The sequence below is a fragment of the Neisseria sp. N95_16 genome (assembly GCF_002551535.2).
In the GTDB taxonomy this organism is placed as follows: Bacteria; Pseudomonadota; Gammaproteobacteria; order Burkholderiales; family Neisseriaceae; genus Neisseria; species Neisseria brasiliensis.
On sequence record NZ_PDBT02000033.1, the window covers coordinates 1 to 26,317 of the forward strand.

Below are 26,317 nucleotides of genomic sequence, written 5' to 3' on the forward strand. Positions count from 1 at the left end.
CCGCCGACCGAGAAAGACATTGGACTATGAGACACCGGGTGATCTGTTTTCAGCAGCCCTTGCCAATGGCATTTGAGCGTTGCACTTGAAATGCGAATGTAAGGCCGTCTGAAAGCGCATGATATCGAGGTGTATGTAATGAGTGGCGACAATCAAAATACCGTCGAATACATCGCCGCGCAACTGGACATTGAACACGCGTTTGGCAACATGAGCCCGCGCGATAAAGCAGCGGCGGTGCAAAAACTCAAAGACGACGGCAAAGTTGTCGCCATGGTTGGCGACGGCATCAACGATGCCCCTGCTCTGGCTGCGGCCAATGTCAGCTTCGCCATGAAAGGGGGCGCCGATGTGGCCGAACACACCGCTTCGGCAACATTGATGCAGCATTCGGTCAACCAACTCGTCGAGGCCCTGCTTGTGTCACGCGCTACGTTGAGGAACATCAAGCAAAACCTGTTTTTTGCCTTTTTCTACAATATCCTCGGCATCCCGCTGGCTGCTTTGGGTTTTCTCAGCCCGGTGATTGCCGGCGCGGCAATGGCGCTGAGTTCGGTATCGGTATTAACCAATGCGTTGCGCTTGAAACGTGTGAAAATTGAATGATGCCATTATTCGAAAGGATAAAGGCCGAGACCTTTGCAAAACTTCAGAAACGAAGAAATGCGCCCAAGATGGAGAGCTTGAAAAGCTCTCAGGCCGTCTGAACGCGACATGCATTCAGACGGCCTTTTTTCGTTTATAATCTCCTTTATTTTTTGATGAAAGCCCAACCATGGAAATGATGGCTGCAATGAATATCTTTTTGATTGCGTTGTTGATTTTTACCGTATTACTGGTATGGTCGCGCAATTGGAAACGCAAACAGGCTTATTTAGAACACATCAAAAGCAAGCCGGATACATTTGAATGGATCAGCCAAAACCTCACCGGCGTAGAAATCAAAGATTTAAAAGCCGTGGCCGACCGCTTCGGCCTGCCGATGCTACAAGCTAAACAATTGATTGATTTTTACCGACAAAATTATCAAGCCAAATAAGCTTTACAGAATCCAACCTAATGATTTGACCCATGTTAAGGCCGTCTGAAATAATTAATATTATAATATTAATTATTTCAGACGGCCTTAACAGTAGGGGGAAACATGACGGTTTATCTTATCGGCGACTCAATCCGACTGGGCTATGAAGCTACAGTACAAGCTGCCCTATCCGATGTACCCATACTCTCACCGATCAACAATTGCCGCTCATCACATGATGTGTTGCAACACATCGAACAATGGACACAAGGTGCGCAGGCCGGAGACATTATTCACCTAAACTGCGGTCTGCACGACATCCGCTACAATGCAGGCAGCAGCCAACCCTTAACCGACATTCAAGCCTACCAAGCCAATCTGAGACAAATTTTTAACCGCTTGCAGCAAACCGGCGCACACCTTATCTGGGCAAGCAGCACGCCTTTTTTACAAAGCGTACACAATGTGACCAAATCATCGCGCCGCTATTTGAAAGATATTCAAACCTATAACCAAATAGCCCAAGACTTGGCACATGAATTCGGTTTTGCCATTAATGATTTATATGCGTTGATGTTTATGCAAGACTTAACCGCGCTGACCATCTGCGACGGGCTGCATTTCAATGAGTTCGGTAATGAAATATTGGGTGAGGCCGTGGCTGAATCGATTCGGAAAGTTAGTTTTTGAATAAATTAATCAAAATGAGGCCGTCTGAAACTTAATGCTTCAGACGGCCTTTTGGCGTTATTCAATTTCAAGCGACCTAGCCACGCATCACTTCTTCAATATCCGCTACGCTTTTCGGCGCTAAGGCGGTGTAATTTTCACAACCGTTTTCGGTTACCAATACATTGTCTTCAATGCGGATACCAGTATTGTGGAAGACTTCAGGAATATCATCGGCCGTGGCAATATACAAGCCCGGCTCGATGGTGCTGCACATGCCTGGTTGCAGCAATAAAGGCTTGCCGTTGTGCCAGCGTTTACCGACATCATGTACATCCAAGCCGACCCAATGACCCAAGCCGTGCATGTAGAAACGTTGATAGGCTTGTGATTCGATGTTGCCGTCAACTGTGCCGCGCAATAATTTTTGATCAATCAAGCCTTGCACCAAGATTTTCAGCGCGATTAAGTGAACCTCACCCCAATCGGCATTCGGTTTCACGGCGGCGATGGCGGCTTCATTGGCCGCCAACACGATTTCGTAAATGTCTTTTTGTGCCGCGGTAAATTTACCGTTTACCGGAAAAGTACGTGTGATGTCGCCGGCGTAAAAATTATATTCGGCACCGGCATCAATCAGCAGCAAATCGCCGTCTTGCAGCATATCTTTGTTGTCAACATAGTGCAGACAGCACGCATTTTTACCGCCTGCCACAATGCTGTTGTAAGACGGAAAACGCGCGCCGTGACGCATGAATTCGTGCAAAATTTCGGCTTCAATCTGCAGCTCATTCATGCCTGGTCGTGTTTTCTGCATGGCTCGGATATGCGCCAACGCGCTAATTTCACCGGCTTTTTTCAAGAGCGCAATTTCGTGATCGTCTTTAATCAAGCGCATACCGTCCAACAACGCCGCCAAATCAGCCAAATTTTCCGGCACATAAGTGTTGGTTTGAATACGGCGGCCGGCACTTTGCTGCACGCTGTGCCATTTGGCCATCACTTCTTTATCGTGTTCGGGATATAAGCCCCACAAGGCATACAGGCTTTTTTTATTCACCAGCGCTTGCGTTAATTTTGCCGGCCATTCGATATTTGCATAGGCTTCATCAAAACCGAACACTTCCAACGCCGCTTCTGGCCCATAGCGAAAGCCGTTCCAAATCTCGCTTAAGGCATCTTTTTCGCGACAGAACAAAATGCTTTTTTGCGTCGCACCATCCAGCAGCAACACCGCTTGCGGCTCGTCAAAGCCGGTCAGGTAATGAAAATAGCTGTCTTGGCGGAATGGAAATTCGGTGTCGTTGCTACGGCGCTGTTCCGGCGCGGCAAACAAAACCGCCACGCCTTCGCTGCCGATTTGTTGCAGCACGCGTTGGCGGCGTTGGATAAACGGGGTATTGTTCATTATGTTTCCTTAAAGCCGTCTGAAACTTTTCCAAGCTTTCAGACGGCCTCTATGATTGATAACTGTTTGTAGTTAAAGATTAATCAGGCGATTCCAACCCTTTGGCTTGCTCGATTTTTCGGGTAAACCACAAAGCTGCCGCCGCACCGCAGACATCGGCCACCGCATCCCCAAACGAACCTTCGCGTGTTTGGGTAAACATTGCCTGCGCGCACTCGCTGGCAATGGCAAACACCACGGCGGCAATCATCAGGCCGCGATACGGAATCGGGTGCTTATCGGCCATATATGCTTTGGTGAGCAGCCAAAAGTGTGCGAAAAACAAAGCAAAATGCGCCACTTTATCGAAATTTGGAAACGGCGGCGCGCCGCCTGTTGGTTCTCGCAACAGCAGTGAATAAATGGCAGCCGCAAACCACAGCGCGGCCAATGCGGTAAATTTATTGCGCGGTAAGGTCATGTTCACCCTCTTCGTCCAGCCATGTTTGGCAGATTTTGGCCAATCGTACGAATTTGCCACCGCGCCCGTTTAGCAAGTCGCGCCATTGTTCTACTTCTTCACGGCTTGGGGCATCATCTAAGCTGCATTCGTATAACAAAAAATCAAGGGTTTCTTCGACTGTACCGAGGCTTTCGGTTTCAATCAAATCAATCAATTCACTCATGGTTTAGGCCGTCTGAAAATATAAAGTTATCGACTGTGTAAAAAACGCTGCGCCTCTTCAAATTCACCCGCCGTCAATAGCGGTATGCCTTTGATGGATTTATTGACCGAATCTTCAATCAATTGGCGGTGTTCCGTGCTCGGTTTGTTCAACACATAAGCCGACACCAGAGCCTTATCGCCCGGATGATCAATGCCCAGACGCAGGCGGTAGAAATTCGGCGTACCCAATCGGGCTTGAATGTCTTTCAAGCCGTTGTGGCCGCCATTACCACCGCCGAGCTTGAATTTAATGCGGCCGCATTCGATGTCGAGTTCATCGTGCACCACCAGAATTTCTTCGGGTTCAATCTTGTAAAACTGTGCCAAGGCCGCCACCGCCTGACCGGAACGGTTCATAAACGTCATCGGTTTAATCAGCCAAATATCCCCTTCAGGGCGGCTGACACGCGCCACTTCGCCGAAGAATTTTTTCTCATCTTTAAACGTCGCTTTCCATTGCCACGCCAATTCATCGAGCAGCCAAAAGCCGACATTGTGGCGGGTTGCTTCGTATTCTTTGCCGGGGTTGCCTAGGCCGACGATCATTTTAATTGGGTTAGACATGATTTTCTCTTTGGTGTGTGGTTCTTACAGAAGGCCGTCTGAAATAAAAGGGTTCAGACGGCCTCAAATTCAATCTTCCTGATTTTGCACGCGCTGTCTGCGTGCCTCTTTCGGGTCGATCAGCAAAGGGCGATACACTTCAATGCGGTCTTTATCGCGTAATACGGTATCGTCTTTGGCTATTTTGCCGAAAATGCCAAGCTTGGCCGAATATAAATCCAAATCGGGAAATTCGTTTTCCAAACCGCTTTGCAAAGCTGCTTGGCGGATGGTCGTCCCTTCTGCCACTTGCATGGTTTTCAACATTTGCTTATCCGGCAATCCGTACACGATTTCAATATTAAGCATAGCGGCGGTCAGCCTCTTTAACAAATGCGTCCACCAAGGTGCCGGACAAATGATTAAACACCGGCGAAATCATCGCCGACAAAATCGAACTGCTGAATTCGTATTCCAATTTAAATTCGATTTGGCACATATCGTCACCCAAATCAACAAATCGCCAAGTGCCGCGCAGGGTTTTAAACGGCCCTTCGAGCAAATCCATTTTGATTTCTTGACCGGGAATATTGTGGTTATGCGTGGCAAACGATTGGCGCACGCCCATGTAGTCCATAAACAGGCGCGCTTTCAATTCGGTATCGGTGCGCTCGATGATTTCGGTTTTGCTGTACCACGGCAGGAATGTCGGATAATCCTCCACGCGGTCAACCAACTCAAACATCTGCTTGGCGCTGTGTAACACCAACACGCTTTTTTCTACTGTTTTCATGGCGGAATCAAACTTAAGCAAAAGCGTCATTATAAACGAATTTGCCGGCCTTTTCAGACGGCCTAAAGCAATAATCTTCAATATTGATGTTCTTTTGGCTTATTATGATGGTTTCAGATATGAAGAAACGGCAGCGTTAACGCTGCCGTTTGATATGCCGATTATGGCTTGTTCACACCCGAATCATGATCAGAAGCATGTTCAGGTTTAACATTTTGCACTTCGGTTTGCGGACCTTCAGGCGTAATCACCATCACTTGCTCCGGCTCGCCTTTTTCTTCTTCAGGCTCGTCTTTGCGCAGGTTGTGGCTGTAATCTTTCGGCGGACTAGGTTGCTCGCCTGCCATGATTTCCAATACCTGATCACGATCGATGGTTTCCCAATCCATCAGTGCTTTACACATGGTTTCCATCTTATCTCGGTTTTCGTCCAAGATTTTGTAAGCCACGGCGTATTGCTCATCTAAAATGCGGCGGATTTCGGCATCCACATCTTGCTGGGTTTTTTCAGAAATATTTTGTGAACGGGTCACGCTGCGACCCAAGAACACTTCACCTTCATTTTCCGCGTAAACCATCACGCCCATTTTGTCGCTCATGCCGTAGCGGGTCACCATTTCACGGGCAATTTGCGTTGCGCGTTCAAAGTCGTTGGACGCACCGGTAGAAATACGGCCGACAAAAATATCTTCGGCAATACGTCCACCAAACAAAATCGCGATTTGGCTCAGCATTTGATCTTTATACATGCTGATGCGGTCGCGTTCCGGCAGCTGCCAAGTCAAGCCCAAGGCTCGGCCGCGCGGCATAATGGTGACTTTATGCACCGGATCGGTGAAGTCCAAGCTCTCGGCCACAATGGCATGACCCGATTCATGATAAGCCGTCGCACGTTTTTCATCTTCGTGCATCACCATTGAGCGGCGCTCAGGACCCATGTAGATTTTGTCTTTGGCATCTTCAAAGTCGCTTTGATCGACTCTGATTTTATTGCGGCGACCGGCAAACAAAGCGGCTTCGTTTACCAAGTTAGCCAAATCGGCACCAGAGAAACCCGGCGTACCGCGCGCCAATGAAGTCAAATCAACCGATTCATCCAAAGGCACTTTTTTGGCGTGCACTTTCAAAATTTGCTCGCGGCCACGGATATCCGGCAGCGGCACCACTACTTGACGGTCGAAACGACCTGGGCGTTGTAAAGCAGGATCCAATACGTCCGGACGGTTGGTTGCAGCAATCACAATTACGGTTTGATTGCTTTCAAAGCCATCCATCTCAACCAGCAATTGGTTCAAGGTTTGTTCGCGTTCATCATTACCGCCACCCAAGCCTGCACCACGCTGGCGACCTACGGCATCAATCTCATCGATAAAGATGATGCAAGGCGAGTTTTTCTTGGCTTGCTCAAACATATCGCGCACACGGCTGGCACCAACACCAACAAACATTTCCACAAAATCCGAACCGGAAATGCTAAAGAACGGCACACCTGCTTCACCGGCAATTGCTTTAGCCAGCAAGGTTTTACCGGTACCCGGGCTACCGGCCAGCAAAATACCGCGCGGCACGCGACCACCCAAGCTTTGATAGCGGGTCGGCGCTTTCAGATAATCAACGATTTCCTGAACTTCTTCTTTTGCTTCATCGCAACCGGCCACATCAGCAAAGGTCACTTTGTTGGCATCTTTATCCAACAATTTGGCGCGGCTCTTACCGAATGAAAACGCACCGCCTTTACCGCCGCCACCGCTTTGCATGCGCATGAAATAGAACCATGCGCCAATCAACAGCAATACCGGCAACAGGCTGAAGAACAAGCTGCCGAGCATGCTCGGTTTTTCTTCAGGCGTCACTTTGACGCGGACATCTTTATCCAATAAAGTCTGAATCAGCTTATCGTCAAGCGGCGCATTGGTGAAAAACGAAGTTTTATCGGCGCGCTCACCTTTAATCAGATAACCGCTCACGACCGAACCTTCGATATTCACGCTGGCCACTTCACCGTTGTTTACCTGTTGGATAAACTGCGAATATTCGATTTGTTGTTTATTTTCCTGCTTGTCATTAATGGCATTGAATGCCGCCATCAGGCAGACACCCAGCACCAACCAGACCAATACATGTTTAATGGTATTCCCCACTGAATCAGGCTCCATATATAAAGGTAAACGAAAGAAACGATTTTAATGCACGCTGCCCATATTGTCAGCGTTTATTTTTGCCCAATAAATAAATCTCACTGGAACGATTGCGGGAAGCCTCAGGCTTGCGTGTTTGCACCACGCCAAAAACCACCCGCATGGCCGCCAGATATTCCTGATAGCCTGCTCCCTGAAATACTTTAACCAAAAAATTACCACCTGTTTTCAAATGGTTGGCAGCAAAATCCAAAGCCAATTCGCATAAATAAAAGCTCTTGGCCTGATCGGTCACGGCATTACCCGACATATTGGGTGCCATATCACAAATTACAAGGTCTAAGGGGCGATTATCCAACAGCGATTCAAATTGCGCCAACACATCGTCTTCGCGAAAATCACCTTGAATGAATGAAACGCCTTCGATTTCGTCCATTGGCAAAATATCCAAAGCAAATACTTGGCCGTTTTTACCGACCAATTTGGCTGCTACCTGAGACCAGCTGCCCGGTGCACGGCCCAAATCAGCCAAAATCGTGCCCGGCTTGATGAGCTTGTCTTTTTCGTTGATTTCCAAAAGCTTATAAGCTGCACGCGCACGATAACCGTCTTTTTGCGCCATGTGGACATAATGGTCGTTCACATGCTCGTTGAGCCATGCTTTAGAAGATTTGGAACGTACTGCCATAGTGTGTGAATGTGAAAATTGAATGGCTCTATTGTACGTTATTTTCTCGCAGCCCGCCGTTAAATCGCGTACAATATCAGATTATTATTTTTAATTTAAGCAATACAAACATGACTGACGATAAATTAAGCACCAAAGAAATTTTGGAACTCAAAACCCGCGCGCATCACCTGAATCCGGTGGTAATGATCGGACAACACGGTTTGACAGAATCTGTGATCAAAGAAACCGATGCTGCCCTCACCGCTCACGAATTGATTAAAGTGCGCGTATTGGGTGACGATCGCCAAGAGCGCGTAGAAATCTGCAATGCATTGTGCGAAGCGGTGGATGCGCAATTGGTGCAACACATTGGTAAATTATTGGTTTTATGGCGTAAAAACTTAGAAATGTAAACCGATTAAACGATTCCATTATAAAGGCCGTCTGAAAAAATGATTTTCAGACGGCCTTTTGATTTTTTAGATTTACTTCCATTCCAAAGCAGAAATCCGCCACACCAGCACCAGCGCCAAAATCGCGCAAATCATGTAAATCAAGCTGGAAATACCGTGCCACATGCCGAATGAACCGCCGGTTAAGCTCAGCAACCAATTGGTGGTTTGTGTTTTATGCGCTTCAATCACCGGTGTCACCAAAAATTGATTGGCAGCCAACCCCAGCCACAATACCGCAATCAATTTACCGTTGATTGATTGCACGTTGCGCACCGCCGCAACACGTTTGCCGACAAAATACACCAATGCCCAAACCACCAAACCGGTGTAAGACACCACGTTAAACAGCTCGCCCGCAATTGCACCGGCCTGCAATTTAGGCAAACTTTTAAACAACACCGGCGCGGCAACATAGCCTGCCATCACTTGCATACCCAGCCATATACCGGCTAAATCAACAACCAATTTATTCATCATTTCTCCCTTGTTAATCAGGCCGTCTGAAAGTATATGCTTTCAGACGGCCTGGTTCAAATCCCATAACGGATTTATTGCCTTATAATAGATAAATTAAATATATTGCACCGAAATGATATCGTATTCACGCACACCACCCGGCGCTTGCACTTCCGCGACATCGCCTTCTTCTTTTCCGATTAAAGCGCGGGCAATCGGTGAACCGACGTAAATTTTGCGCTCTTTAATATCGGCTTCATCTTCACCGACGATTTGGTAGGTCACTTGCTCTTCGGTTTCCAAGTCTTCCAAGGTCACGGTGCTGCCGAACACGATTTTGCCTTCGGCATGGATTTCGGCAGGATTGATGATATGTGCCAAAGACAATTTGTTTTCCAATTCGGAAATGCGGCCTTCGATGAAACCTTGGCGCTCTTTGGCAGCTTCGTATTCGGCGTTTTCCGACAAATCACCGTGCGAACGCGCTTCGGCAATCGCTTCAATCACTTCCGGACGGGCAACGCTTTTCAAGTGTTGTAATTCTTGTTTCAACAATTCTGCGCCGCGCACGGTCAATGGAATTTTTTGCATGGTATGTTCTCCGCAAAGCGTTTATACGCTTCTTCATTGATGGTGTCGCGCCCACGGTCGGTCAGACCGCGGGCGCAAAATAAAAATACAAGCCGCCTGTGTTCGGCGGCTTGTTCGTAAGAAATTGAATAGCGTTATTGTACCACCAAACCTGAAAACCGCAATCCCAAAAGAGGATTTCACGGCGATTCGTGGTTTATTGGGTACACAAGCAATAGGCCGTCTGAAAAAATTGAATCGATTTTTCAGGCGGCCTGTTTATGCCTAATGATTAAAACGGAATATCGTCATCAATATCGTCAACCGGAGCAGCCGGAGTAGTTGGTGCGCGGCGAGCTGGGGCAGCCGGTAGCGCGCTTGGCGCTTCTTGCTGGTGAGCCGGAGCAGATTGATAAGATTGCTGTGGTGCCGATTGTTGGTAACCACCTTGCGAACCTTGATAGCTACCTTGGTCATAGCCGCCGTCATCATAAGGTGCGCCGCCTGAATTATCGTTGCGGCCGCCGAGCATTTTCATTTCGCTGGCGATGATGTCGTAAGCAGTGCGCTCGATGCCGTCTTTGCCTTGGTATTTACGGCTTTGGATACGGCCTTCCAAGTATACTTGGCTGCCTTTGCGCAGGTATTGGCCGGCGATTTCAGCCAAACGGCGATACATAGTGATGTTGTGCCACTCGGTACGCTCTTGGCGTTGGCCGTTGCAGTCATTCCATGTTTCGCTGGTGGCGACGCTGAAGTTGCACACAGCTTCTCCGTTGGGCATGTAACGGACTTCCGGATCACGACCCAAGCGGCCGATAAGGATGACTTTATTCAATGACATATTAATCTCCTGAAATGATTTTTTCCGCCGCCGACGGGTCGAAACCTTTTTGCAACGCTTTAATATAAACGGTTTGTTTGTCTTGGCTGAACGTCACCGCTTCCACACCGGATAATCCGGTCAACGCATGGTAAAGTGCATCGGTTCGCCCCTGCCATTGCGGCTGCACCGCATAAGCTATGTTTTTCACCGGCTTCGGCGCTGGTGACACCCAAGCAATCAGCAACCACACCAACATCAACGCGCTGCAAAAGGCAAACACACCATTGAAACCGTAATGCTGGAACAACACCCCGCCAATCGTACCGCCGACAAATAGGCCGATGGATTGCATGGTATTGTACACACCCATTGCCGTGCCCTTCAAATCCGATGGCGCGATTTTCGACACCATCGATGGCAGGCTGGCTTCCAACACATTGAAACCAATAAAATAAATAATCATAAACGCCGTGATGAGCCAAATCGAGTTCAGGCCGAACATCAAAGCGATTTGCGCCGAAGTAATACACGCAATGCCGAAAATAAACACTTGTTTCAGCTTATTGCGTGTTTCACCGACAATAATCAACGGCACCATCAACACCAAGCCGATGATGGTTGCCGGCAGATATACTTTCCAATGCTGGGTTTTCAGCAAGCCCAATGCTTCCATGGCAAATGGTAAGGTGGTAAACAGCGCCATTTGCGCCGCATGCAGCGCGAAAATACCGAAATCCAAGCTTAATAATTGACGGTTTTTCAATACTTCCGCCACCCGACCCGGCTGGGCTTGCGCATCATCGTGCACGCGGGATTGTTCGGGATTGGGCGTTAACCATGCCACCACGCCGATGCTGATCAGTGTCAGCACACCGGTCAGGGCAAACAAGCCTTGCACGCCAATCCAAGCCGATATCATCGGCGCTAATACCAAGCTCACGGAAAAAGTCAGGCCAATACTCAAGCCTATCATCGCCATGGCACGGGTGCGCACTTCATCGCGCGTCAAATCCGCCAGTAAAGCCGTTACCGCCGCACTCACTGCACCTGCGCCCTGCAAAGCACGCGCCACCACCAGCATGGTTAAAGAATCGGCCACCGCCGCCATAAAGCTACCGGCAGCAAAAATAATCAGGCCGATGTAAATCACTTTTTTACGGCCAAACTTATCCGAAGCCATGCCCATTGGCAATTGCAGCAAGGCCTGCGTCAAGCCGTAGATACCCATTGCCAAGCCGATTAAGGCTTTATTATTTTCCGCGCCGGGCAAGGTTGCCGCATATAAAGCCAATACCGGCAACACCAAAAACATACCCAGCATGCGCAGCGCATAGACACCTGAAAGCGTCGTGCTGGCACGCCATTCGTGCGGAAACATTTGTATGCGGTTATCTCTAGCCATCATTATTTTTCAGACGGCCTGATGAAGCATCAGGCCGTCTGAAACCTAAAAAGTCGTTAACGGAAAGATTATACAGGATTCAAATTTCTTTGCATTTGCTTTATCGCAGCTGCCTGATTTCGTATGCAAAATCCATCAGCCATGCCATTGCCAGCGGTTGCGCCATGCACCCAAAACGGCATTGGGATATTTATTGCTGCCCAAGCTGCCGTTAAACCGTGCCAACGCGCGCGCCAAATTGCCTTTTTCCACATTATTATAGTGGCGCAAAATGGTGCAACCGTAGCGCAGGTTGGTGCGGATATCGAAAAGATTGTGCGAAGGCTTGCCGATGTAGTTTTTCCAAAACGGCATCACCTGCATCAAACCGCGCGCCCCCACGCCGCTAATCGCATATTGGCGAAACGCGCTTTCCACTTCAATCAAACCCAATACCACTTGTGGATCCAATCCGGCGCGGCTGGCTTCGTAGTGAATATTGATGAGCAAACGGCGGCGCTCTGCGGCATCAGGCACGAATCTTGCCAAACGCGACGACATGGTTTGCAGCCAACGCTCGCCTTCCGCCGCACTGGCAAACACCAAACGCGCCGGATTAACATTATTAATCGAGCCGCGCATCACCGATGCCACATCGTCCGACAACGTCTCTTCGCGTTGCGCACCGGCAACGGCCAAAGCGGGGCTAAAAAGCAAGGCGCCGCCCGCAATCAGCAAGCGGCGGCGTGATAAAGAAGGTTCAACAATCAGATGAGCAGTTTTTTCCATGAGCTAACGTATTGTGTTTACAGATATTATTAATATAGGATTTATGCCGTTTAACAGGCCGTCTGAATATCGGGTTTATTTTTCAGACGGCCTATTATATGAGTATCTTTGCACTGAATCAAAGGATATCCACATTAGGGGATGACAGTATTTTTGGCGCCATGTAACATAACGTCTTCATTTTATCCCATCCGATTCATTCCTATGACAGCCCCCAGCTCAAACCTTCTTGCTTCTGTGGACTTAGGTTCCAACAGCTTCCGCCTGCAAATCTGTGAAAATAATAACGGCCAACTTAAAATTATTGACTCCTTCAAACAAATGGTGCGCTTGGCTGCCGGTTTGGACGAACAAAAATTCCTTAGCGAAGAGTCACAACAACGCGCTTTGGAGTGTTTGGCTAAATTTGGTGAACGGCTGCAAGGCTTTCAGTTTGAGCAAGTACGCGTAGTGGCTACCAATACCTTCCGTGTCGCTAAAAATATTGCCCAATTTATTCCCAAAGCAGAAGCTGCGTTAGGCTTTCCGATTGAAGTTATTGCCGGCCGCGAAGAAGCACGTTTGATTTACACCGGCGTGGTGCACACCCTACCACCCAACGGCGACCGCATGTTGGTCATCGACATCGGCGGTGGTTCGACAGAATTTGTCATCGGTTCAGACTTAAAGCCGACCAACACCGAAAGCTTGGCTTTAGGCTGCGTGACCTACAGCATGCGTTTTTTCCAAAACAAAATCACCGCCAAAGATTTCCAAGCCGCCATTTCTGCCGCGCGCAACGAAATTCAGCGCATCAGCAAAATGATGAAACGAACCGGTTGGGATTTCTCGGTGGGCACTTCCGGTTCGGCCAAATCTATTCGTGACGTATTGGCTGCCGAATATCCGCAAGAATCCGACATCACTTACGAAGGCATGAAAAAGCTGGCCGACCGCATCATCGATGCCGGTTCGGTGAAAAAAGCCAAATTAAGCGACTTAAAACCAGAGCGCGTGGAAGTATTCGCCGGCGGTTTGGCCGTGATGATGGCGGCTTTTGAAGAGCTGGAAATCAAAAAAATGATGGTCACCGAAGCCGCATTGCGCGACGGTGTATTCTACGATTTCATCGGCCGTAAATTAAACGCCGACATGCGCGACCAAACCACAGCCGAATTCCAAAAACGCTACCATGTCAGCCAAAACCAAGCCAAGCGCGTGTCGGAAACGGCTCAAGCCTTTATGGAAAATATGTGTTTGGCGCTGAATGTGCCAGTGCAGGATTTGGCCAATTGGAAGCAATTCTTGCGCTGGGCAGGTTTGCTGCACGAAATCGGCTTAGACATCGCCCACACCGGCTACCACAAACATTCGGCCTATATCTTAGAATACGCCGATATGCCTGGCTTTTCACGCAAAGAACAAATCATCCTGTCGCAATTGGTGCTCGGCCATCGCGGCGATTTGAAAAAAATGGTTGATGTCGTCGGCGACGATCAAATGCTGTGGTATGCCATTTTGTCGCTGCGCTTGGCTGCACTCTTCTGCCGCGCACGTTTGCCGCTGGAATTGCCGAACCAACTGCAATTCCGCACCGATGAAGACAAGCAAAGCGTGTTGCTGCGCATCAGCGAAGCTTGGCTCGACAAGCATCCATTGATTGCTTCAGCGTTGGAATACGAAAGCCAGCAATGGAACAAAATCAATCAGCCTTTTGATGTGCAAACCTTGTAAATCAAAAATTAAACAGGCCGTCTGAATTTCAGACGGCCTGTTTAATTTGCTTATTAAGATTAAGAATGGCTTTTCTGCCATTTATTAAACGATTCCAACGCACGCTCAAGCAAGTTTTGCAATTGCGCCCATTCTTCATCAGATAAATCGGCAAACATGTCTTTTTCCAAATTGTGCCCGATGGTTTCCGCCACCAACCAAGCTTCTTCACCGCGTTTGCTCAAATGCAGGCATTGGCGGCGGTTATCGCGTTCATCTACCGTACGGGTAATCAGACCACGCTGCTCCAAAGCGGCCAAATTTTTCGACAACAGCGTTTTATCCAGTTCCAAATTTTCCAATAACTCTGTCGGCGTACTACCGGGCATATCGTGCAGCAAACGCAATACACGCAACTCACGAATTTTCAAACCGACGGCATCGTAGTAATAAACATCGGCCGCTTTAATCGCCGCTGAACTGATTTGCACTAAACGGTAAGTCAGGTATGCCATGTTCTCTTCCTTTGTGATGATTGTATTTATTTTCAGACGGCCTCCATTTTCAGCCGTAAGCTGCATCAGGTAATATTAACGTAATCAAGGCCGTCTGAAAACCTGATTTGTTTTCAGACGGCCTTGTTCTACCGCTTAATGATTAAGGGCAAGGATTGCTGATTTCGGCATGCACATCATTAATCGCATTCAATAGATCTTCGCTTAACACCACGTCAGCCGTGGCGATGTTTTCGCGCAATTGATCCATCGTGGTCGCACCGATGATGTTGCTGCCGACAAACGCTTGCTGCGTTACAAACGCCAAAGACAATTGCGTCAGCGTCAAACCCGCTTCTTCGGCGATTTTGGCATAACGCTCGACCGCTTCTTCCGCTTTCGGCTTGGTGTAACGTTGGAAACGTTCAAACAAAGCCAAGCGGCTGCCTTCCGGTTTCGCGCCGTGACGGTATTTACCGGTCAACACGCCAAACGCCAGCGGCGAATAAGCCAACAGCGGGATGTCTTCACGCAAAGAAATTTCGCTCAAGCCCACTTCATAGCTGCGGTTGAGCAGGTTGTACGGATTTTGCACCGAAGCCACGCGCGGCAAATCGGTGTTTTGTTCGTGTTGGTTGAGATAGCGCATCGCACCCCACGGCGTCTCGTTCGACAAACCGAAGGCACGAATTTTGCCCTGTTTCACCAATTCGCCCAAAGCATCGACGATTTCTTCAATCGGTGTAAAGGCTTCGTCAGCCGGCAAGTCGGCTACGCCCAATTTGCTGAAGAAATTCACTTTGCGCTCCGGCCAATGCAGTTGGTACAAATCCAAATAATCGGTGTTCAAACGCTGCAAACTGGCATCACAGGCTTCTAGGATTTGCGCGCGCGAAAAGTCGTTGCCGTTGCGGATATAACTTTCCAAGCGGTTGGCACCGGTCGGGCCGGCGATTTTGCTTGCCAACACAAAATCATCACGCTTGCCACGCGCTTTAATCCATGAGCCGATATAGCGCTCGGTGGTGGCATAGGTTTCCTTACCCGGCGGCACAGGATACATTTCCGCCGTGTTGATAAAATTCACGCCGTTGGCCAAAGCGTAATCCAGCTGCTCATGAGCTTCTTGTTCGGTATTTTGCTCGCCCCACGTCATGGTGCCCAAGCAGATTTTGCTCACTTCAATGCCGGTGCGACCGAGTTTGCGCTGTTCCATAAAATTCCTTTCAGAATGTTTTCAGACGGCCTAATGCTTCAATGCCGTCTGAAAATCAATTAATAATTGCGGCGGCGGAAGAAAAATGCGCCATCGCTGTCGGCTTCCAAAATATAGCGGCCGGTTTGTACGGCGGCATAGCCCGATTTGTTTTCAGAATACGATTTCAAACCGGCATGGCTAATCAGATAATCGGTCAGCTTAGCACTGTCTTCCGCCACATTGTCCACCAGTTTGGCAAATAAAGTGTGGCAGGTACCGTCTTTGCGCCAACCGATGTTTTTACCACCATCGGTTTCCATACAGGTGCCGCGAATCATTTCTAAATCGTTGCCGCGCTCACCGATAAGCTCGACTTGGTTGCCATCACCCATACCCTCAATCGGATAGACTGCGCTCGGCTTGCCGTCAACCGTTTGACCTGCTTGCGCAGCACCCAATGCCAAACCGTTAATCGCGCCCTCATCAATATATTTCACTTTAAACAAAGGCTTCGGCGGTACACCGGCTTGCGCTTCATCGGCCGGTTTATCAGACTGGCCACCGCAGGCCGCCAGCATTATTGGCAATAACAACAAGAAAAATTTGCGCATGATTTCTATCCTAACGATTCGGAATGATTCAGAAAATGTTATTATAGCCACCCTGTAATGGTTTTAACACCCACCAAGCCCACGAAAAACCCCATGATTTGGAACATTATTATCATCCACCTGCTCGGCATGATGAGCCCCGGCCCCGATTTTTTCTACATCGCCCGCACCGCCGCGTTACACGGCCGCAAAAATGCCGTGTTTGCCGTATTGGGCATCGTCACCGGCGTGATGTTTTGGGCCAGCGCCACCATGCTCGGCTTATCGCTGCTGTTGAAAACCTTTCCGATGTTCAACACCGTATTGATGTGTTTGGGCGGCAGTTATTTGATGTATTTGGGTTGGAAAATGGTGAATGTGCGGCAAAACGCCGATTTCCGCCATGCCGAAGCCGCTGCGGCTGCCACGCCTACCACCCCTTTGAACGAGATGAAAAAGGGCTTGTTCGTCAATCTTTCCAATCCCAAAATCGTGGTCTATTTCAGCAGCGTGATGTCGGCAGTGTTGGCAGACATCACCGAAACATGGCAAATTGCCGGTGTCTTGCTGCTGCTTTGGGTGGAAACCATCGTTTTCTTCACCGGTTTGGCGGTTTTGTTTTCCGGCCAAGCCGTGAAACGGTTTTACAGCCGCTACAGCCGCTATTTGGATAATTTTTCCGGCTTGTTTTTCTTGTGCTTTGGTGGCTACTTGATTTATAAGGCTTTATTTTCGTAACCGATTTAAACGAGGCCGTCTGAAACATTCAGACGGCCTTTTTTATTACAAATGAATATGTAAAAATATGTTATAAAACTTTGAATTTCCAAAGCTATTTGATACATTTAATTGATTTAACCACAACAATAATAAGGAGACGCGCAATGATTTGGTTTATCTTAGCCGCTACCCTGCTGATACTCGAGCTGTTTATCGGCACGATTTATCTGATGGTGGTGAGTGCTGCTTTATTCGGCGCAGGTTTAGTGGCATGGTTGACCGCCAACACCGTGGCTGCGATTCTTACCGCAGCTGTTTTATCCGCTTTAGGCATCTGGTGGGCGCGCGGTTGGATTCAAAAACACCGCAAGCCGGATGAAATTGAAAACCTTGCCAATGATCTCGATGTCGGCCAAACCGTGCAGATTTCACGCCATTTACACACCGATTATTACGAAGTGATTTATCGCGGCACACATTGGCAGGCGCAGGCATTGAATGCACCAGCCGCTGCCACCGCACAAACCGGCGTGATTACCGGCAAAAACGGCAATATTTTATTGATTCACTTACATTAATCCATTCACATTAAGGAAAAAACATGGAAATTTTATACAGCTTTCCAATTCTGATTTTGGCGGCGGTAATCGTCTTCGGCTTTAAAGCCTTTGTGGTCGTGCCGCAGCAAGAAGCCTATGTGGTCGAGCGTTTGGGGCGTTTTCACAAAGTGCTTAATCCCGGTTTGAGCATTCTGATTCCCTTTATCGATCGCGTGGCCTATAAACACACGCTTAAAGAAATTCCGCTTGATGTACCCAGCCAAGTCTGCATCACGCGCGACAACACCCAGCTTACCGTTGACGGCATTATTTATTTCCAAGTAACCGATCCAAAGCTCGCTTCATACGGCACTAGCAACTATATTATGGCCATTACCCAATTGGCGCAAACCACTCTGCGCTCGGTTATCGGCCGCATGGAATTGGATAAAACCTTTGAAGAGCGTGACGAAATCAACAGCATCGTCGTGGCTGCGCTAGACGAAGCAGCCACTTCTTGGGGCGTGAAAGTGTTGCGTTACGAAATCAAAGACTTGGTTCCGCCGCAAGAAATTCTGCGCTCAATGCAGGCACAAATTACCGCTGAGCGTGAAAAACGCGCCCGCATCGCCGAATCGGAAGGCCGCAAAATCGAGCAAATCAACTTGGCCAGCGGTCAGCGTGAAGCCGAGATTCAACAATCCGAAGGCGAAATGCAGGCAGCGATTAACGAATCACGCGGCCAAAAAGAAGCGCAAATCAACCGCGCCCAAGGTGAAGCCGAAGCCCTGCGCTTGGTGGCCGAAGCCAACGCCGATGCCATCCGCGCCGTGGCCGCTGCCTTGCAACACCCGGGCGGTAATGAAGCGGTGAATCTGAAAGTGGCCGAACAATACGTCGAAGCCTTCAGCAAACTGGCTAAAGAAAACAATACCTTGATTATGCCGGCCAACGTGGCCGACATCGGCAGCTTGGTTTCCGCAGGCTTGAAGATTGTGGAAGGAAATAAAAATTCTTCATCGATTTTGAAATAATCATTTAGTAAAAAGGCCGTCTGAAAATGATTTTTCAGACGGCCTTTTTATGTATTGAAAACTTAGCGAGGCAACCAGCGTTGGATGGTTTGATCCAATCCGCCGGATAATTTTTCCAAACGCAGGAATTGGTCAACATAAGCTTTAAAGCGGAAATCATTGTCACGAATCAGCCAAGCATTTTGCGCCGGACGCAGCGGTTTATCCGGATTCACGCCGCACAACACGCCTTTGTGTTCATGGGTTTTCACAATCGCTTCGGCTGCTTCTGTCACAAACACATCCGCGCGCCCTTCTGCCACTTCATTAAAAATGGTCAGGTTTTCAGGGTGCATGGTCAGCTTGGCGCTGGTCAATACCGTGCGGGCATAATTTTCGTTGCTGCCGCCCGGATTGGCCACAATACGCACATGCGGCTGGTTGATTTGTTCGGCCGTTTGGTATTTAGATACATCTTCGCAGCGCACCAGCGGTGTTTTGCCATTGGTAAAATACGGCTCACTCATCAACGCTTGCTGCTGGCGCGGCAACGTAATCGAAATACCGCCCACACCCAAATCACATTTTGATTTGAAATCAGCAATCAAAGTCGGCCAGCTGCTTTTCACAATCTTGACTTTCGCGCCCATACTTTGTGCCAAACGCTCGACCAAATCATTGTCGATGCCTTCAAATTTTCCATTATTGTCAAAGCTGAAAGGCTTGTAATCACCCGGTGAGCACACCAGCAATTCTTTGCTTTTCATCACTTTTGCCAAAGTATCCGGTGCTGCTGCGGCGTGCGCTTGAACAGCCAATGCCGACAACACGGCAGCCATCAATAATTTTCTCATCTTTTCTTCCTTAGGGTTTGTTCGTGCGCTATTTTAACCTTAGCATGAAAAGATGAAAAACTCGCTTTAAGCAATTTTATTTCGTTTTTGAAAATAATTAAAATATCATCTTTCTTATTTAGTAGATTATTTCAATTAATTTTAAAGAATAGCCAAACTGATAACGCCTTACACCTTTTATTCATCATTCAATATCATTTAAATGTGTTCAGACGGCCTCCAACAACCATTGCGGTAATGCCACTTTACGTTTGCACACTGTATTCAAACGCTGCTGCCCGTCTTTTTCAAATACCAAATCCACACCGCTTTGCAGGCGTAAAATCACGTTGGCCGCATCTTCAATTTTGAAAAAATCGATGTGATGACGGATTAATTGGTTGAGTACAAAATTCAAATTCAGCTTTTCCGGCTGGCCAAATAGCCAAGGATGCAGCAAAATCGAACGCCCGCCGTCTAAGCTGCCAAAAGGCAGATGCTCCAAGCGGATTTGGCTCAATATGCCGTCTGAAAAATGAAATTCGATGTTGCCATAAAGCCAAATATTCAAGCCCTGCTTGACGATTAAGCCTTGCGATGTGCAATCGGGATCGGGAAACATCTGCAAAATCTGCTCGTCGCTTTGGCCGATTTCTATGTAATCAAAACGGCCGGTTTTCAAAAATTCGTGCATATTGACGGCAATGGGAAAATTGAATTTCATGCGCACTACTCCATCGATAAAACGCTATGGTGTTTATCTTAAATTAAAATACGAATGAAATCTATTCTTATTTAAGATAAAAACAAAAGGCCGTCTGAAAGATGGAGTTCTTTCAGACGGCCTGCTAAACCAACTAATACTAATCAGCTAAGCTTATTCAAATGCCAAGCGGTCGCCGTCGGCAGTTACGTTAATCACGCTCTCCGGTGCATAACGGCCGGACAACAAGGCTTTGGCCAGCGGATTCTCAATCTCGGCTTGAATCGCGCGTTTCAAAGGTCGCGCGCCATATACCGGATCGAAGCCGGCTTCGGCGATGATGTCCAAAGCGGCGTCAGACACACGCAAATGCAAGTCTTGCGCTGCCAAGCGTTTTTCCAAACCGCGCAACTGGATTTTAGCAATGCTGCGGATGTGTTCCTGCGCCAAACCGTGGAACACGACCACTTCGTCAATGCGGTTAATCAGCTCAGGGCGGAAATGCTCTTTCACATCTTCCATCACCACTTCTTTGAGCGCGTCGTAATCGGCGGTGCCCATTTGCTGAATGTGCTGGCTGCCGATATTCGAGGTCATCACCACTACGGTGTTTTTGAAGTCCACCGTGCGGCCTTGTCCGTCGGTCAGGCGGCCATCATCTAGCACTTGCAGCAAGATGTTGAACACATCGGGATGCGCTTTTTCGACTTCGTCCAGCAAAATCACGCTATACGGTTTGCGGCGTACTTGCTCGGTGAGGTAGCCGCCTTCTTCGTAGCCGACATAGCCCGGAGGCGCGCCGATTAAGCGGGCGATGCTGTGTTTTTCCATGTATTCCGACATATCGATGCGGATTAAATGGTCTTCGCTGTCGAACAAGAAACCGGCCAGCGTTTTGCACAACTCGGTTTTACCCACACCGGTCGGGCCTAAGAACAAGAAGCTGCCGTATGGTTTGTTCGGGTCGGCCAAACCGCTGCGGCTGCGGCGGATGGCATCAGCCACGGCACGCACGGCTTCGTCTTGGCCGACCACGCGCTGATGCAATACTTCTTCCATCTTCAGCAGTTTCTCGCGCTCGCCTTCCATCATTTTCGCCACCGGAATGCCGGTCATGCGCGATACGATTTCGGCCACTTCGTCCGCGCCCACTTCAGTGCGGAAAAGTTTGTTGGCTTTTTTGGTTTCCGGATTGCTCTCGGCGGCGGCCAGTTGCTCGCTCAATTTCGGCAGTTCGCCGTATTCCAGCTCAGACGCTTTGGCATAATCGCCGCTGCGTTTGGCCTGCTCGATTTTCACTTTCAAATCATCGATTTGTTTTTTGATATCGGCCGAGCTGGACGATGCGGCTTTTTCCGCTTTCCAGATTTCGTCCAAATCGGCGTATTCTTTTTGCAAACCATCGATTTCTTCGTCAATCAGCTCCAAGCGTTTTTTGCTGGCTTCGTCGCTTTCTTTCTCAACGTGCATTTTTTCCATTTTCAACTGGATAATGCGGCGGTCGAGTTTGTCCATCTGCTCCGGTTTGGAATCCAATTCCATTTTGATGCGGCTGGCAGCTTCGTCAATCAAATCAATGGCTTTATCGGGTAGGAAACGGTCGGTAATATAGCGGTCGCTCAATTCGGCTGCGGCCACAATCGCCGGGTCGGTAATGTCGATGCCGTGGTGAATTTCGTAACGCTCTTGCAAGCCGCGCAAAATCGCTACCGTGTCTTCCACGCTCGGTTCGCCCACCAATACTTTTTGGAAACGGCGTTCCAGCGCGGCATCTTTTTCGATGTATTGGCGGTATTCGTCTAAAGTGGTCGCGCCGATACAGTGCAATTCACCGCGCGCCAAAGCCGGTTTCAACATATTGCCGGCATCCATCGCGCCATCGGTTTTACCTGCGCCGACCAAAGTATGGATTTCATCGATGAAAATCAATGTGTTGCCATCGTCTTTGGCCAAGTCGTTCAACACGGCTTTCAAGCGTTCTTCAAATTCGCCGCGGTATTTCGCACCGGCAATCAAGGCCGCCAAGTCCAACACCAGCAGACGTTTGCCGCGCAACGATTCCGGCACTTCGCCATTGACAATGCGCTGCGCTAAGCCTTCTACAATGGCGGTTTTACCTACGCCCGGTTCGCCAATCAATACCGGATTGTTTTTGGTACGGCGTTGCAACACCTGAATCGCGCGGCGGATTTCGTCATCGCGGCCAATCACCGGATCGAGCTTGCCTTCGCGGGCGCGCTGGGTTAAATCGGTGGTGTATTTTTTCAAGGCTTCGCGTTGGTCTTCTGCATTGGCGTCATTCACGGTTTGTCCCCCACGCACAGCATCAATCGCCGCATTGATGTTTTGTTCGGTCGCACCGGCATTTTTCAACACTTTGCCGGTGGCATCGTTTTGCTGCACCAAAGCCAACAAAAACAATTCGCTGGCAATATAGGCATCACCGCGCTTCATTGCGGCTTTATCCATCAGGTTCAAGACAGCCTGCAATTCACGGCTCGGTAAAATCTCGCCACCATTGCCCGATACTTTCGGGAAACCGTTCAACAAGGTTTGCAATTCGGCTTTCACCTGCGCCACATTCACACCAGCATGCGCCAGCAATGCCGCCGCGCCGCTGTTTTGATCGTCTAATAATGCTTTTAAAACATGACCTGCTTCCAAATAGCTGTTGTCTGCGGCTAAGGCCAAGCTTTGACCTTCCTGCAGCGCTTGTTGGAATTTTGCGGTAAGTTTGTCGAATCTCATCTTTTGCTTCCTTCTCGTGGAAATATTCTGTTAACCCCTATATAAAGCCATCTGTGGATAACTCAATATGCGAATGCGTATTTTTTGATGATTTTATCTTATATTATTGTTTTATATATAATTAAAATTGTGCATAACTTTTCAGATGGCCTTTTCCCTTATCTTTAAGGCCGTCTGAAAAAATCCCTACAAATCAGGTATAATCAAGCCCTATTCTTTTTCAGACGGCCTTTTCAAGCCGAAACACAGGAATCCACCATGAGCAAAAAACGCGTTCTTACCGGTGTTACCACCACCGGTATTCCCCACTTGGGCAACTATGTCGGTGCCATCCGCCCGGCCATCCGCGCCGCGCAAGCCGATGATACCGAATCTTTTCTGTTTCTCGCCGATTACCACGGCATCATCAAATGCCACGATCCGGCAATGATTCACGAATCCACCCAAGCCGTGGCCGCCACTTGGCTTTCATGCGGTCTTGACCCCGAGCGCACCACGTTTTACCGCCAAAGCGACATTCCTGAAATCATGGAACTCAATTGGATTCTGACCTGCATCACCGCCAAAGGCCTGATGAACCGCGCCCATGCCTACAAAGCCGCCGTGCAGGATAACCTCAACAACGGCCAAGAAGACCAAGACCACCAAATCGAAATGGGCTTATACAGCTACCCGATTTTGATGACCGCCGATATTTTGATGTTTAAAGCCAACGAAGTTCCCGTCGGCCGCGACCAAATCCAACACGTGGAAATGGCACGCGACATCGCCGGCCGCTTCAACCACCGCTTTAAAGAAGTGTTCACCCTGCCCGAAGTGAAAATTGACGAGCAGGTTGAATTGCTGGTCGGCTTAGACGGCCGTAAAATGTCAAAATCCTACGGCAACACCATTCCGCTGTGGGAAAACGACAAGAAAACCCAAAAATCGGTCAACAAAATCATCACCAACCTGAAAGAGCCGGGCGAACCGAAACAGCCCGACGAAAGCCCGTTGTTTGAAATCTATAAAGCCTTCGCCACGCCGTCTGAAACCGCCGAATTTACCCAAATGCTGGCCGAAGGCTTGGCTTGGGGCGAAGCGAAAAAACTGTTGGCCGCCAAAATCAACGCCGAATTGGCCGAACCGCGCGAACGCTACGCGGCACTGACGGCCAATCCCGCCCAAATCGAAGAGATTTTGCAGGCCGGTGCCGCCAAAGCCCGCAAAGAAGCGCGTGTGTTGTTGGACGAAGTGCGCGATGCGGTGGGTATTCGTGCATTGAAATAAGGTTTGAACATGGCAAAGGCCGTCTGAACAATCGATTTGATTTTCAGACGGCCTTTTATCCATGAAAGCTTTTTTTAAGGAATAAAAATGCTTCCTCACAACCATCCCTTATTCATGACAACACAACAGCAAGATTTAATATATCGAATGCAACAATCCGGTTGCGCTTTTCAATTCAGCGTTAAAAAATGGCCTCAAGCAACTGCGCCCACAGAAGCTGACCACCAAGCTGCTGTCATCGCATTTTTTGAAAACGTGATTCGTCCGCAATATGACGATTTACGACAAAAAGTACACACAGAAAATCTTCATAAGCTACACAATATTCGAGCCCATCCCAACCCCAAAAGCCATCAACAAGACCAACAACGCTTGCTTAAGAAAATGGCAGACGATGATGCATACTTTACTTTACGCTTAATGCCCGAGCGCATGTCTTGTGCACCATTACCGCCTTTATCGCCTCAACAAGCTTATGACGAAATGTCTTTAAACCATGTTGAATATACACAAAACTGGGGCGCACAGCTTTGCCATCAGTTCATTCACCCACCCTATGAGTTACAAAACATTGATGAAGCTGCACGTTTGGCTTTATGGTTGGATTTCTGCGATTTATGTGGATTAAACCAATCTCAAGCCAAGATTTTGGACTGGGTTAGCCATCAAGCATATGCCGATGATTTCCAAGAAAATTCATTATTCAGCAATTACTTCGATGAAGGCTTGGATTGGTGGGGCGTGTGGTGTTTGAGCGTATATAACCCTGATAACCAAACGCTTGCAGTTATTACGGCAAGTGAAAATGATTAGTCTAGAGAAAACCATCTGAATAATTTTCAGACGGCCTTTTTTCAATCCTTCAAAATCCCACGCGCACGCAGCAATGCGGTTTTGAAATCTTCTTGGTAATCTTTGGCAATTCCCGGCACAGGCGCGGTTTTGTCTTTGCCGTGCATTTTCAAATGATAGATAATCACTTCGTCGGTCAACTCGGCAACCGGCTTGTCAAAACCTGCTTCGTCGGCAATTTTCTGCAAAATTTGGGTTAAGTGCATTTCCGGCTCTTGTTTCCAATAAGGCTCGAGCAATTCTAAAAGTTCGCGCAATCGGTGTGAACGCATGATGTTTCCTTTCGGGTAAATGAAAACGGTTTTATGTTTATTTTAATGGATTTATCGGCGCCGTTCAAAGACACATTCAAACAGCCTTCAGGCCGTCTGAAAATGCTATAATCCGCAGCATTGATGTTTACAGGCAGACGATTATGCAAACTTGGCACGAAGCCATCGGCGCGGAAAAAGAGCAGCCCTATTTCCGACACATTATCGACACGGTCAAGCAAGAGCGGCAGTCGGGGCGGGTGATTTATCCGCCGGCGGCGGATGTGTTTAATGCGTTTAAGGCAACCGAGTTTCATCAGGTGAAAGTGGTGATTTTGGGGCAAGATCCGTATCACGGCGCAGGTCAGGCGCATGGTTTGTCGTTTTCGGTGCGGCCGGATATTCAGATTCCACCTTCTTTGGCGAACATTTATAAGGAATTGGCCACCGACATCGAAGGCTTTCACATTCCGCAACACGGCTATTTGCAGCACTGGGCGGAACAAGGCGTGTTGCTGCTCAATACGGTGTTGACCGTGCGCGCCGGACAAGCGCATTCGCACGCGCCTTTAGGCTGGGAACGCTTCACCGACCGCGTAATCGCCCAGCTTAACGAACACCGCGAGCATATTGTGTTTATGCTGTGGGGCAGCCACGCACAGAAAAAAGGCACTTTTATCGACCGCAGCCGTCACTTGGTGTTGACCGCGCCACATCCCTCGCCGCTTTCCGCCTATCGTGGCTTTTTCGGCTGCCGCCATTTCTCGCAAGCCAATGCGTATTTAAAGGCGCAAGGTTTGGCGGAAATTGATTGGCAGGTTTAATCAAGTTTTACCTTAAATATAAACGCAGTATGATTTTTATTTGAAACGACTATTACAAAAGCCCTTACATTCGCATTTCAAGTGCAACGCTCAAATGCCATTGGCAAGGGCTGCTGAAAACAGATCACCCGGTGTCTCATAGTCCAATGTCTTTCTCGGTCGGCGG

General features: G+C 48.6%; 30 protein-coding genes and 1 pseudogene. 11 read left to right on the plus strand and 20 right to left on the minus strand.

Annotation, left to right across the window (positions count from 1 at the left end; genetic code table 11):
- Positions 1 to 102: 102 nt before the first annotated feature.
- The 3 genes and pseudogenes from CRG49_RS06790 to CRG49_RS06800 form a co-directional block, all read left to right on the plus strand.
- Positions 103 to 606 (plus strand): annotated as a pseudogene (locus tag CRG49_RS06790) (HAD-IC family P-type ATPase); the annotation flags it as partial.
- A 187-nt stretch (positions 607 to 793) separates the two neighbouring features.
- Entirely contained in the window at positions 794 to 1,039 is a 246-nt protein-coding gene (locus CRG49_RS06795) for a hypothetical protein (RefSeq protein ID WP_369832022.1), read from the plus strand.
- 105 nt (positions 1,040 to 1,144) lie between these two features.
- Positions 1,145 to 1,711 carry an SGNH/GDSL hydrolase family protein gene (locus tag CRG49_RS06800; protein WP_095503598.1) on the plus strand — a complete coding sequence of 189 codons (567 nt, stop codon included), beginning with the start codon at positions 1,145 to 1,147 and terminating at the stop codon, positions 1,709 to 1,711.
- 76 nt (positions 1,712 to 1,787) lie between these two features.
- Here the strand turns inward: CRG49_RS06800 and pepP are convergent, their stop codons facing one another.
- The 8 genes from pepP to CRG49_RS06840 all read right to left on the minus strand — a co-directional run bounded on the left by pepP (position 1,788) and on the right by CRG49_RS06840 (position 7,966).
- Positions 1,788 to 3,098, minus strand: a complete 1,311-nt coding sequence (gene pepP, locus CRG49_RS06805) for a Xaa-Pro aminopeptidase (RefSeq protein ID WP_095503597.1) — start codon at positions 3,096 to 3,098, stop codon at positions 1,788 to 1,790.
- 79 nt (positions 3,099 to 3,177) lie between these two features.
- Positions 3,178 to 3,558 carry a VanZ family protein gene (locus tag CRG49_RS06810; protein ID WP_095503596.1) on the minus strand — a complete coding sequence of 127 codons (381 nt, stop codon included), beginning with the start codon at positions 3,556 to 3,558 and terminating at the stop codon, positions 3,178 to 3,180.
- The gene (locus tag CRG49_RS06815; protein ID WP_095503595.1) at positions 3,539 to 3,763 is read right to left on the minus strand and encodes a dioxygenase; all 225 of its coding nucleotides are present in this window, start codon (positions 3,761 to 3,763) and stop codon (positions 3,539 to 3,541) included. The genes CRG49_RS06810 and CRG49_RS06815 overlap by 20 nt, the downstream gene beginning before the upstream one ends.
- Positions 3,764 to 3,789: 26 nt before the next feature.
- Entirely contained in the window at positions 3,790 to 4,368 is a 579-nt protein-coding gene (gene pth / locus CRG49_RS06820) for an aminoacyl-tRNA hydrolase (protein ID WP_095503594.1), read from the minus strand.
- A gap of 69 nt (positions 4,369 to 4,437) precedes the next feature.
- Positions 4,438 to 4,716: an RnfH family protein gene (locus CRG49_RS06825; protein WP_095503593.1), complete on the minus strand. Its 279-nt coding sequence runs from the start codon at positions 4,714 to 4,716 to the stop codon at positions 4,438 to 4,440.
- On the minus strand, positions 4,709 to 5,140 hold the full coding sequence (locus CRG49_RS06830; RefSeq protein ID WP_095503604.1) for a type II toxin-antitoxin system RatA family toxin: 432 nt from the start codon (positions 5,138 to 5,140) through the stop codon (positions 4,709 to 4,711). Before CRG49_RS06830 ends, CRG49_RS06825 begins: the two co-directional genes overlap by 8 nt.
- A 161-nt stretch (positions 5,141 to 5,301) precedes the next feature.
- Positions 5,302 to 7,281, minus strand: a complete 1,980-nt coding sequence (ftsH, locus tag CRG49_RS06835; protein WP_095503603.1) for an ATP-dependent zinc metalloprotease FtsH — start codon at positions 7,279 to 7,281, stop codon at positions 5,302 to 5,304.
- Between the two features lie 64 nt (positions 7,282 to 7,345).
- The gene (locus CRG49_RS06840) at positions 7,346 to 7,966 is read right to left on the minus strand and encodes an RlmE family RNA methyltransferase (protein WP_095503592.1); all 621 of its coding nucleotides are present in this window, start codon (positions 7,964 to 7,966) and stop codon (positions 7,346 to 7,348) included.
- A 110-nt stretch (positions 7,967 to 8,076) separates the two neighbouring features.
- On the opposite strand from CRG49_RS06840, the gene yhbY reads away from it, so the two are divergent.
- The gene (yhbY, locus tag CRG49_RS06845) at positions 8,077 to 8,361 is read left to right on the plus strand and encodes a ribosome assembly RNA-binding protein YhbY (protein ID WP_095503591.1); all 285 of its coding nucleotides are present in this window, start codon (positions 8,077 to 8,079) and stop codon (positions 8,359 to 8,361) included.
- 72 nt (positions 8,362 to 8,433) lie between these two features.
- Here yhbY and CRG49_RS06850 read toward each other — a convergent pair whose 3' ends face one another.
- The 5 genes from CRG49_RS06850 to CRG49_RS06870 form a co-directional block, all read right to left on the minus strand.
- The gene (locus tag CRG49_RS06850) at positions 8,434 to 8,877 is read right to left on the minus strand and encodes a DUF4149 domain-containing protein (RefSeq protein WP_095503590.1); all 444 of its coding nucleotides are present in this window, start codon (positions 8,875 to 8,877) and stop codon (positions 8,434 to 8,436) included.
- A gap of 96 nt (positions 8,878 to 8,973) precedes the next feature.
- The gene (gene greA / locus CRG49_RS06855) at positions 8,974 to 9,450 is read right to left on the minus strand and encodes a transcription elongation factor GreA (RefSeq protein ID WP_095503589.1); all 477 of its coding nucleotides are present in this window, start codon (positions 9,448 to 9,450) and stop codon (positions 8,974 to 8,976) included.
- Between the two features lie 271 nt (positions 9,451 to 9,721).
- Complete coding sequence (locus CRG49_RS06860) at positions 9,722 to 10,273, minus strand: single-stranded DNA-binding protein (protein ID WP_095503588.1); 552 nt, start codon at positions 10,271 to 10,273, stop codon at positions 9,722 to 9,724.
- Position 10,274: 1 nt separating this feature from the next.
- Positions 10,275 to 11,657 carry an MFS transporter gene (locus tag CRG49_RS06865; protein WP_095503602.1) on the minus strand — a complete coding sequence of 461 codons (1,383 nt, stop codon included), beginning with the start codon at positions 11,655 to 11,657 and terminating at the stop codon, positions 10,275 to 10,277.
- Between the two features lie 135 nt (positions 11,658 to 11,792).
- Complete coding sequence (locus tag CRG49_RS06870) at positions 11,793 to 12,425, minus strand: lytic transglycosylase domain-containing protein (RefSeq protein WP_095503587.1); 633 nt, start codon at positions 12,423 to 12,425, stop codon at positions 11,793 to 11,795.
- Between the two features lie 204 nt (positions 12,426 to 12,629).
- Between CRG49_RS06870 and ppx the strand changes: the two genes are divergently transcribed.
- The gene (gene ppx / locus CRG49_RS06875; protein ID WP_095503586.1) at positions 12,630 to 14,138 is read left to right on the plus strand and encodes an exopolyphosphatase; all 1,509 of its coding nucleotides are present in this window, start codon (positions 12,630 to 12,632) and stop codon (positions 14,136 to 14,138) included.
- 59 nt (positions 14,139 to 14,197) lie between these two features.
- Here ppx and CRG49_RS06880 read toward each other — a convergent pair whose 3' ends face one another.
- The 3 genes from CRG49_RS06880 to CRG49_RS13315 form a co-directional block, all read right to left on the minus strand.
- Positions 14,198 to 14,632: a MarR family winged helix-turn-helix transcriptional regulator gene (locus tag CRG49_RS06880; RefSeq protein ID WP_095503585.1), complete on the minus strand. Its 435-nt coding sequence runs from the start codon at positions 14,630 to 14,632 to the stop codon at positions 14,198 to 14,200.
- A 142-nt stretch (positions 14,633 to 14,774) separates the two neighbouring features.
- Complete coding sequence (locus tag CRG49_RS06885; protein WP_095503584.1) at positions 14,775 to 15,827, minus strand: NADP(H)-dependent aldo-keto reductase; 1,053 nt, start codon at positions 15,825 to 15,827, stop codon at positions 14,775 to 14,777.
- Positions 15,828 to 15,886: 59 nt separating this feature from the next.
- The gene (locus tag CRG49_RS13315; protein ID WP_195690091.1) at positions 15,887 to 16,423 is read right to left on the minus strand and encodes a hypothetical protein; all 537 of its coding nucleotides are present in this window, start codon (positions 16,421 to 16,423) and stop codon (positions 15,887 to 15,889) included.
- A 90-nt stretch (positions 16,424 to 16,513) separates the two neighbouring features.
- Here CRG49_RS13315 and CRG49_RS06895 point away from each other — a divergent pair, with 90 nt between their 5' ends.
- The 3 genes from CRG49_RS06895 to CRG49_RS06905 all read left to right on the plus strand — a co-directional run bounded on the left by CRG49_RS06895 (position 16,514) and on the right by CRG49_RS06905 (position 18,692).
- Entirely contained in the window at positions 16,514 to 17,137 is a 624-nt protein-coding gene (locus CRG49_RS06895) for a LysE family transporter (RefSeq protein WP_154143289.1), read from the plus strand.
- A 146-nt stretch (positions 17,138 to 17,283) separates the two neighbouring features.
- Positions 17,284 to 17,697, plus strand: a complete 414-nt coding sequence (locus CRG49_RS06900) for an NfeD family protein (protein WP_095503583.1) — start codon at positions 17,284 to 17,286, stop codon at positions 17,695 to 17,697.
- 23 nt (positions 17,698 to 17,720) lie between these two features.
- A complete protein-coding gene (locus tag CRG49_RS06905; RefSeq protein WP_095503582.1) occupies positions 17,721 to 18,692 on the plus strand; it encodes an SPFH domain-containing protein in 972 nt (323 codons plus the stop codon).
- A gap of 62 nt (positions 18,693 to 18,754) precedes the next feature.
- Here the strand turns inward: CRG49_RS06905 and CRG49_RS06910 are convergent, their stop codons facing one another.
- The 3 genes from CRG49_RS06910 to clpB form a co-directional block, all read right to left on the minus strand.
- Positions 18,755 to 19,525: a transporter substrate-binding domain-containing protein gene (locus tag CRG49_RS06910; protein WP_095503581.1), complete on the minus strand. Its 771-nt coding sequence runs from the start codon at positions 19,523 to 19,525 to the stop codon at positions 18,755 to 18,757.
- A gap of 208 nt (positions 19,526 to 19,733) precedes the next feature.
- Complete coding sequence (locus CRG49_RS06915; RefSeq protein WP_095503580.1) at positions 19,734 to 20,228, minus strand: hypothetical protein; 495 nt, start codon at positions 20,226 to 20,228, stop codon at positions 19,734 to 19,736.
- Positions 20,229 to 20,381: 153 nt separating this feature from the next.
- Entirely contained in the window at positions 20,382 to 22,955 is a 2,574-nt protein-coding gene (gene clpB, locus CRG49_RS06920) for an ATP-dependent chaperone ClpB (RefSeq protein WP_095503579.1), read from the minus strand.
- A gap of 258 nt (positions 22,956 to 23,213) precedes the next feature.
- Between clpB and trpS the strand changes: the two genes are divergently transcribed.
- Together trpS and CRG49_RS06930 are read left to right on the plus strand one after the other, a co-directional pair.
- A complete protein-coding gene (trpS, locus tag CRG49_RS06925) occupies positions 23,214 to 24,224 on the plus strand; it encodes a tryptophan--tRNA ligase (RefSeq protein ID WP_095503578.1) in 1,011 nt (336 codons plus the stop codon).
- 87 nt (positions 24,225 to 24,311) lie between these two features.
- Complete coding sequence (locus tag CRG49_RS06930; RefSeq protein WP_154143287.1) at positions 24,312 to 25,037, plus strand: hypothetical protein; 726 nt, start codon at positions 24,312 to 24,314, stop codon at positions 25,035 to 25,037.
- 41 nt (positions 25,038 to 25,078) lie between these two features.
- On the opposite strand, the gene CRG49_RS06935 is transcribed toward CRG49_RS06930, so the two are convergent.
- Entirely contained in the window at positions 25,079 to 25,348 is a 270-nt protein-coding gene (locus tag CRG49_RS06935; RefSeq protein WP_095503576.1) for a DUF1040 family protein, read from the minus strand.
- A 143-nt stretch (positions 25,349 to 25,491) separates the two neighbouring features.
- On the opposite strand from CRG49_RS06935, the gene ung reads away from it, so the two are divergent.
- The gene (gene ung, locus CRG49_RS06940; protein WP_095503575.1) at positions 25,492 to 26,151 is read left to right on the plus strand and encodes a uracil-DNA glycosylase; all 660 of its coding nucleotides are present in this window, start codon (positions 25,492 to 25,494) and stop codon (positions 26,149 to 26,151) included.
- Positions 26,152 to 26,317 lie beyond the last annotated feature (166 nt).

Excerpts from the sequence above, each read along its gene's own strand:
- CRG49_RS06795 (WP_369832022.1), top strand. The coding sequence starts at position 794 with ATGAATATCTTTTTGATTGCGTTGTTGATTTTTACCGTATTACTGGTA.
- CRG49_RS06800 (WP_095503598.1), top strand. The coding sequence starts at position 1,145 with ATGACGGTTTATCTTATCGGCGACTCAATCCGACTGGGCTATGAAGCT.
- pepP (WP_095503597.1), bottom strand. The coding sequence starts at position 3,098 with ATGAACAATACCCCGTTTATCCAACGCCGCCAACGCGTGCTGCAACAA.
- CRG49_RS06810 (WP_095503596.1), bottom strand. The coding sequence starts at position 3,558 with ATGACCTTACCGCGCAATAAATTTACCGCATTGGCCGCGCTGTGGTTT.
- CRG49_RS06815 (WP_095503595.1), bottom strand. The coding sequence starts at position 3,763 with ATGAGTGAATTGATTGATTTGATTGAAACCGAAAGCCTCGGTACAGTC.
- pth (WP_095503594.1), bottom strand. The coding sequence starts at position 4,368 with ATGTCTAACCCAATTAAAATGATCGTCGGCCTAGGCAACCCCGGCAAA.
- CRG49_RS06825 (WP_095503593.1), bottom strand. The coding sequence starts at position 4,716 with ATGCTTAATATTGAAATCGTGTACGGATTGCCGGATAAGCAAATGTTG.
- CRG49_RS06830 (WP_095503604.1), bottom strand. The coding sequence starts at position 5,140 with ATGAAAACAGTAGAAAAAAGCGTGTTGGTGTTACACAGCGCCAAGCAG.
- CRG49_RS06840 (WP_095503592.1), bottom strand. The coding sequence starts at position 7,966 with ATGGCAGTACGTTCCAAATCTTCTAAAGCATGGCTCAACGAGCATGTG.
- yhbY (WP_095503591.1), top strand. The coding sequence starts at position 8,077 with ATGACTGACGATAAATTAAGCACCAAAGAAATTTTGGAACTCAAAACC.
- CRG49_RS06850 (WP_095503590.1), bottom strand. The coding sequence starts at position 8,877 with ATGAATAAATTGGTTGTTGATTTAGCCGGTATATGGCTGGGTATGCAA.
- greA (WP_095503589.1), bottom strand. The coding sequence starts at position 9,450 with ATGCAAAAAATTCCATTGACCGTGCGCGGCGCAGAATTGTTGAAACAA.
- CRG49_RS06860 (WP_095503588.1), bottom strand. The coding sequence starts at position 10,273 with ATGTCATTGAATAAAGTCATCCTTATCGGCCGCTTGGGTCGTGATCCG.
- CRG49_RS06865 (WP_095503602.1), bottom strand. The coding sequence starts at position 11,657 with ATGGCTAGAGATAACCGCATACAAATGTTTCCGCACGAATGGCGTGCC.
- CRG49_RS06870 (WP_095503587.1), bottom strand. The coding sequence starts at position 12,425 with ATGGAAAAAACTGCTCATCTGATTGTTGAACCTTCTTTATCACGCCGC.
- ppx (WP_095503586.1), top strand. The coding sequence starts at position 12,630 with ATGACAGCCCCCAGCTCAAACCTTCTTGCTTCTGTGGACTTAGGTTCC.
- CRG49_RS06880 (WP_095503585.1), bottom strand. The coding sequence starts at position 14,632 with ATGGCATACCTGACTTACCGTTTAGTGCAAATCAGTTCAGCGGCGATT.
- CRG49_RS06885 (WP_095503584.1), bottom strand. The coding sequence starts at position 15,827 with ATGGAACAGCGCAAACTCGGTCGCACCGGCATTGAAGTGAGCAAAATC.
- CRG49_RS06895 (WP_154143289.1), top strand. The coding sequence starts at position 16,514 with ATGATTTGGAACATTATTATCATCCACCTGCTCGGCATGATGAGCCCC.
- CRG49_RS06900 (WP_095503583.1), top strand. The coding sequence starts at position 17,284 with ATGATTTGGTTTATCTTAGCCGCTACCCTGCTGATACTCGAGCTGTTT.
- CRG49_RS06905 (WP_095503582.1), top strand. The coding sequence starts at position 17,721 with ATGGAAATTTTATACAGCTTTCCAATTCTGATTTTGGCGGCGGTAATC.
- CRG49_RS06910 (WP_095503581.1), bottom strand. The coding sequence starts at position 19,525 with ATGAGAAAATTATTGATGGCTGCCGTGTTGTCGGCATTGGCTGTTCAA.
- CRG49_RS06915 (WP_095503580.1), bottom strand. The coding sequence starts at position 20,228 with ATGAAATTCAATTTTCCCATTGCCGTCAATATGCACGAATTTTTGAAA.
- clpB (WP_095503579.1), bottom strand. The coding sequence starts at position 22,955 with ATGAGATTCGACAAACTTACCGCAAAATTCCAACAAGCGCTGCAGGAA.
- trpS (WP_095503578.1), top strand. The coding sequence starts at position 23,214 with ATGAGCAAAAAACGCGTTCTTACCGGTGTTACCACCACCGGTATTCCC.
- CRG49_RS06930 (WP_154143287.1), top strand. The coding sequence starts at position 24,312 with ATGCTTCCTCACAACCATCCCTTATTCATGACAACACAACAGCAAGAT.
- CRG49_RS06935 (WP_095503576.1), bottom strand. The coding sequence starts at position 25,348 with ATGCGTTCACACCGATTGCGCGAACTTTTAGAATTGCTCGAGCCTTAT.
- ung (WP_095503575.1), top strand. The coding sequence starts at position 25,492 with ATGCAAACTTGGCACGAAGCCATCGGCGCGGAAAAAGAGCAGCCCTAT.